The 4,517-nt window shown below is 71.6% G+C and carries 5 protein-coding genes; 2 read left to right on the forward strand and 3 right to left on the reverse strand.

The window, feature by feature from the left end; translation table 11 throughout:
* Window positions 1-883: Yip1 family protein (locus tag G5C65_RS31715; protein WP_165302492.1), on the forward strand; the 883-nt coding region annotated here is incomplete at its 5' end.
* Window positions 884-887: 4 nt separating this feature from the next.
* Here the strand turns inward: G5C65_RS31715 and G5C65_RS31720 are convergent.
* Window positions 888-1,913, reverse strand: coding sequence for a DUF2637 domain-containing protein (locus G5C65_RS31720; protein ID WP_165302493.1), 1,026 nt, complete (start codon window positions 1,911-1,913; stop codon window positions 888-890).
* Between the two features lie 340 nt (window positions 1,914-2,253).
* Here G5C65_RS31720 and G5C65_RS31725 point away from each other — a divergent pair, with 340 nt between their 5' ends.
* Window positions 2,254-3,114: an alpha/beta fold hydrolase gene (locus G5C65_RS31725; protein WP_165302494.1), complete on the forward strand. Its 861-nt coding sequence runs from the start codon at window positions 2,254-2,256 to the stop codon at window positions 3,112-3,114.
* On the opposite strand, the gene G5C65_RS31730 is transcribed toward G5C65_RS31725, so the two are convergent.
* Window positions 3,101-3,598: a phosphoribosyltransferase family protein gene (locus G5C65_RS31730; protein WP_165302495.1), complete on the reverse strand. Its 498-nt coding sequence runs from the start codon at window positions 3,596-3,598 to the stop codon at window positions 3,101-3,103. The two genes, G5C65_RS31725 and G5C65_RS31730, sit on opposite strands and share 14 nt — an antisense overlap.
* 8 nt (window positions 3,599-3,606) lie before the next feature.
* A complete protein-coding gene (gene dcd / locus G5C65_RS31735) occupies window positions 3,607-4,182 on the reverse strand; it encodes a dCTP deaminase (RefSeq protein WP_165302496.1) in 576 nt (191 codons plus the stop codon).
* Window positions 4,183-4,517 lie beyond the last annotated feature (335 nt).

The following is a 4,517-nucleotide window of genomic DNA, read 5'->3' on the forward strand; positions in this document are numbered from 1 at the left end:
GGGCTGGCCCACCCCGGCCCAGGGCCCCGGCCCGTACGGCGCAGGTCCCGGCGGCCCGGCTCCCGGCGGTCCCGGCAGACCGGGTCCAGGCGCCGGGGCTCCCCAGGGCCCGCCGTACGGCGGCGGCGCCCCGGGCCGGCCCCCGTACGGCGCCGCGCCCGGCGAGCCGGAGTACTTCGGCGGCCAGCCCGACCCGTACGCCAACAACCCCGGCCACACCCAGCAGTTCAGCGTCCCGGACCCGTACGGCCAGGATCCCTACGGCCAGGACCCGTACGGCCAGGACCCGTACGGCGACGGCAGCACCTACGCCGCAGGCAACACCCCGCCCCCGCCGTCCGGCCCCCGGCTGCGCTGGAAGGACCTGCTGCGCGGCATCGTCACCCGCCCCGGCGCCACCTTCATGCAGATGCGGGACTACCCCATGTGGGGCCCCGCGCTGATCGTCACGTTCCTCTACGGCCTGCTGGCGGTCTTCGGGCTGGACCAGGCGCGCGACGAGGCGATCAACACCACGATCTCCAGCGCGATCCCGTACGTCATCATGACCGGCGTCGCCGTGGTGATCGCGGGCCTGATCCTGGGGTCGGTCACCCACACCCTGGCCCGGCAGTTCGGCGGGGACGGCACATGGGCGCCGACCGTGGGCCTGGCCATGCTGATCATGTCGCTGACGGACGCGCCGCGGCTGTTCTTCGCCATGTTCATGGGCGGCACCGCGTCCCTGGTGCAGATCATCGGCTGGCTGACGTGGATCGCCGCGGGCTATCTGTTCACCTCGATGGTGAGCCGGTCGCACGACCTGCCCTGGCCGAAGGCGCTGGGCGCCTCCGCCATCCAGCTGCTCGCGCTGCTCGCCCTGATCAAGCTGGGCACGCTGTAGGCGTTCAGCTCTCGCCGCGGTAGGGCGGCCTGGGGCCCAGCTTGGCGTGCCGGGCCTGCCGGTGGCGCTCGGGCGCCAGATGCGGGGTGAGCAGCCGCAGACAGGCGAGCGCGGCGACCGGCGGCAGCGCCCCGATGATGACGCCGGTGGGGTTCCGCGGCACCTGGGTGAGGTACAGGCTGATCGTCACAGCCGAGAACAGCAGCAGCACGGTCCAGGCGACCAGCGCGTTCCACCGGCGCACGCTGCGCACCCGCAGGATGGACAGCACGGCGGCCAGCCACGGCCCCTGCACCAGCAGCGGCCACCACGGGGAGAAGTCGCCGACGACCGGCGCCGCCACCGTGCGCAGCGGCCCGCTGGTGACCGCACCGCTCAGCACGCTGACGGTCAGGAAGATCACGAACGTGGTGGCGGTGAGCGCGAACGCCACACACATCCGCACCAGTTCCCGCACCGGACGGTGCCGCCGGGTGCCCGACCCGCTCCCGGCTGCGGCACGTGCCCGGAGCCTCGCCAGCGCACGCGCGCCCGCACGGCGCTTGCGGTGCCGCACGCGCCGGGGGCGTACGGGTGGCTCGGGGCCGTCGAACTCTGCGTCGGCGTCGCGGTCGCTGTCGCGGTCGCTGTCGCGGTCGAGACCGAGGGCGGGGTCGCCGTCCCCGTCCGGACCGTCCGCGTCGTAACCCGCGTCGTACTGCCCGTACGGCTCGTACTGCCCGTACGGCTCATACGCTTCGTACGGCGCCGCGGAGGCCGCGTAGCCCTCGTAGGCGTAGCCCTCGTAAACGTAGCCCTCGTAGGACTCCTGCTGCTGCTCGTACGGCGCCGTGTAGCCCTCGTACGGCGCCTGCTGCTGATACACCCCCGGGGACGGCCCCGCCGACGGCTGGTGCTGGGCGGCGGCCTCCTGGAGCAGACGGGTGAGCTCGCTCTCAAGATCCCAGTGCTGCCCCGCCACCGGGTCTCCGGGCGGCGGGGCGGTCCAGGGGCTGGGGAACTGGTCGTACTGAGCGAGGCGTTCGGTCACGCCTGCGTCAACGAGTCCGCACGGCTCACTCGACGTGGCGAACGAGTGAAGCGCTGCGGCATTGCGGTGATGGAAAGGGCGATTTGCACTCTTTCCGGTGCGTGTCCGCAGCTACGTCCAACGCTGTTCGGGCGGGCCCGCAACCCTCCGGGGCCGCCGTCCGCGTAACCGGCGTCCCGCGTCCCGCATCACGGTCTTGCGGTCGCCGATCCCGGATCTCACACGTGCCTGTGCCATGAGGTGCGCCCGCTCAGCGGTCACCTGCTGTTACCAGCGGTACTTACCGACAAGTAGGGGAGGGGGGAGGCCCCGCGCACCGCACAGACGTACGGTGATCCGTATGGAACATGGCATGGCGGACATCGAACCGGGCCTGCGGCTGCACTACGTCACGGCGGGCGAGGGCCCGCGCACCGCCGTGCTGCTGCACGGCTTCCCCCAGACATGGTGGGAGTGGCACCACGTGATCCCCCGCCTGGTGGCGGAGGGCTTCCGCGTCGTCGCCCCGGACTACCGGGGCGCGGGTGACTCCTGGCGCCCGGCGGGCGGCTACGACAAGCGCACCATGGCGGGCGACATCCGCACCCTGCTGCGCGAGCACCTGGGCGTGACGGAGCCGGTCACCCTGGTCGGCCACGACATCGGCCTGATGGTGGCGTACGCGTACGCCCAGGCGTACCGCGACGAGGTCGCGCACCTGGTCCTGGCGGACGCGCCGCTGCCGGGCACGGCGGTCTTCGACCGGCTGCGCGCCGACCCGCGCGTCTGGCACTTCGCCTTCCACGGGCCCGGCGCCCGGGACATCGCGGAGCTCCTGGTGGCCGGGCGCGAACGCGCCTACCTGCAGGCGTTCTTCAACGCGCGCATCGCGGACCCCTCGGCGGTGCCCCCGGAGGACTTCGAGGTGTACGTCACGGCGTACTCGGCGCCGGGCGCGATGCGCGCCGGGTTCGAGGTCTACCGCGCCTTCGACCAGGACGCCGCGGACAACCGCGCCGCGCTGGAGCGGAACGGGAAGCTGACGGTCCCGGTGCTGGCGGTGGGCGGTATGACGAGTACGACGGGCGAGGTGATCGGCGACATGGCACGGGAGGTCGCCGAGGACGTCACGGTGCTGCGGGTGCCGGGGACGGCGCACTGGATCCCGGAGGAGAACCCGGCGGAGCTGGCGAGGGCGATCAGCGCCTTCACAACCCGCTGACCTGCCCGTCCCGCCGGACGACGGGCGGCTCGACGGACCACGGGAAGTTGATCCACTGATCGGTGCGCTTCCACACGTAGTCGCACGCCACCAGGGAGTGCGGCTTCTCGTAGATGACGGCGCTGCGCGCCTCGTCCACGTGCTCGGCGCAGAACTCCTGGACGAGCTTGAGCGTCTTCCCGGTGTCGGCGACGTCGTCGGCGATGAGCACCTTCCGCCGGCTCAGGTCGACGACGTTGGGCACGGGCGGCAGCATGACGGGCATGTCGAGGGTCTCCCCGACGCCCGTGTAGAACTCCACATTCATCACGTGCAGGTTCTTGACGTCGAGGGCGTAGCCGAGCCCGCCGGCGACGAAGAGGCCGCCGCGCGCGATGGACAGGATGATGTCCGGCTCGTACCCGTCGTCGGCGACACTCTGCGCCAGCTCGCGGACGGCCTGCCCGAAGAGGGGGTAGGTCAGGTTCTCCCGTTCCTCGCTCACCGCGTCCCTCACACCTGGGTCCGGTGGAAGTTGACGAAGGAGCGGGAGGGCGTGGGCCCGCGCTGCCCCTGGTAGCGGGAGCCGCACCGGGCGGAGCCGTACGGGTGCTCGGCGGGCGACGTCAGCCGGAACATACACAGCTGCCCGATCTTCATCCCCGGCCACAGCTTCATCGGCAGCGTCGCCACGTTCGACAGCTCCAGCGTCACATGCCCGGAGAAGCCGGGGTCGATGAACCCGGCGGTGGAGTGCGTCAGCAGCCCGAGCCGCCCGAGCGAGCTCTTCCCCTCCAGCCGCGAGGCGACGTCCTCGGGCAGCGTCACCACCTCGTACGTGGAGGCGAGCACGAACTCCCCGGGGTGCAGAATGAACGGCTCGTCCCCCTCGGTTTCGATCAGCCGCGTCAGATCGGCCTGCTCGACGGCGGGGTCGATGTGCGGATAGCGGTGATTCTCGAACACCCGGAAGTACCGGTCCAGCCGCACATCGATACTGGACGGCTGCACCATCGCCGGATCGTACGGCTCGATCCGTACCCGACCGGTGTCGACCTCGGCCCGGATGTCCTTGTCTGAGAGAAGCACGGGGCGAGACTACGCGCACGGGGCGGGGCCGGCCCAATCGGACCGGCCCCGCCCCGTCACACCCTCAGCGCTTCTGCGCCGCTACGGGAACCGCGCTCCGGAGCCGCCCGCACTGCGGACATCGCAGCAGCCGCCCCGGGCCGATACGCCTGGCCCCAAGATTCTGCATCGGGAACGTCGAAGTGCTGAACACATGCCCTTCGGCACACCGGACGACGGTGGACTCCATCGCTTCGCTCTCCCCAAGTACGTGGACGCCGTGGACGACAAAAGCCACATTAGGGGATAGGACCGACAGCCCTCCTCCACCACTCCGCACCCCCACCGTACGCCCC

Source organism: Streptomyces boncukensis (assembly GCF_011045075.1).
In the GTDB taxonomy this organism is placed as follows: domain Bacteria; phylum Actinomycetota; class Actinomycetes; order Streptomycetales; family Streptomycetaceae; genus Streptomyces; species Streptomyces boncukensis.

Coding starts and splice junctions, on each gene's coding strand:
- G5C65_RS31725 (WP_165302494.1), top strand. CDS start 2,254: ATGGAACATGGCATGGCGGACATCGAACCGGGCCTGCGGCTGCACTAC.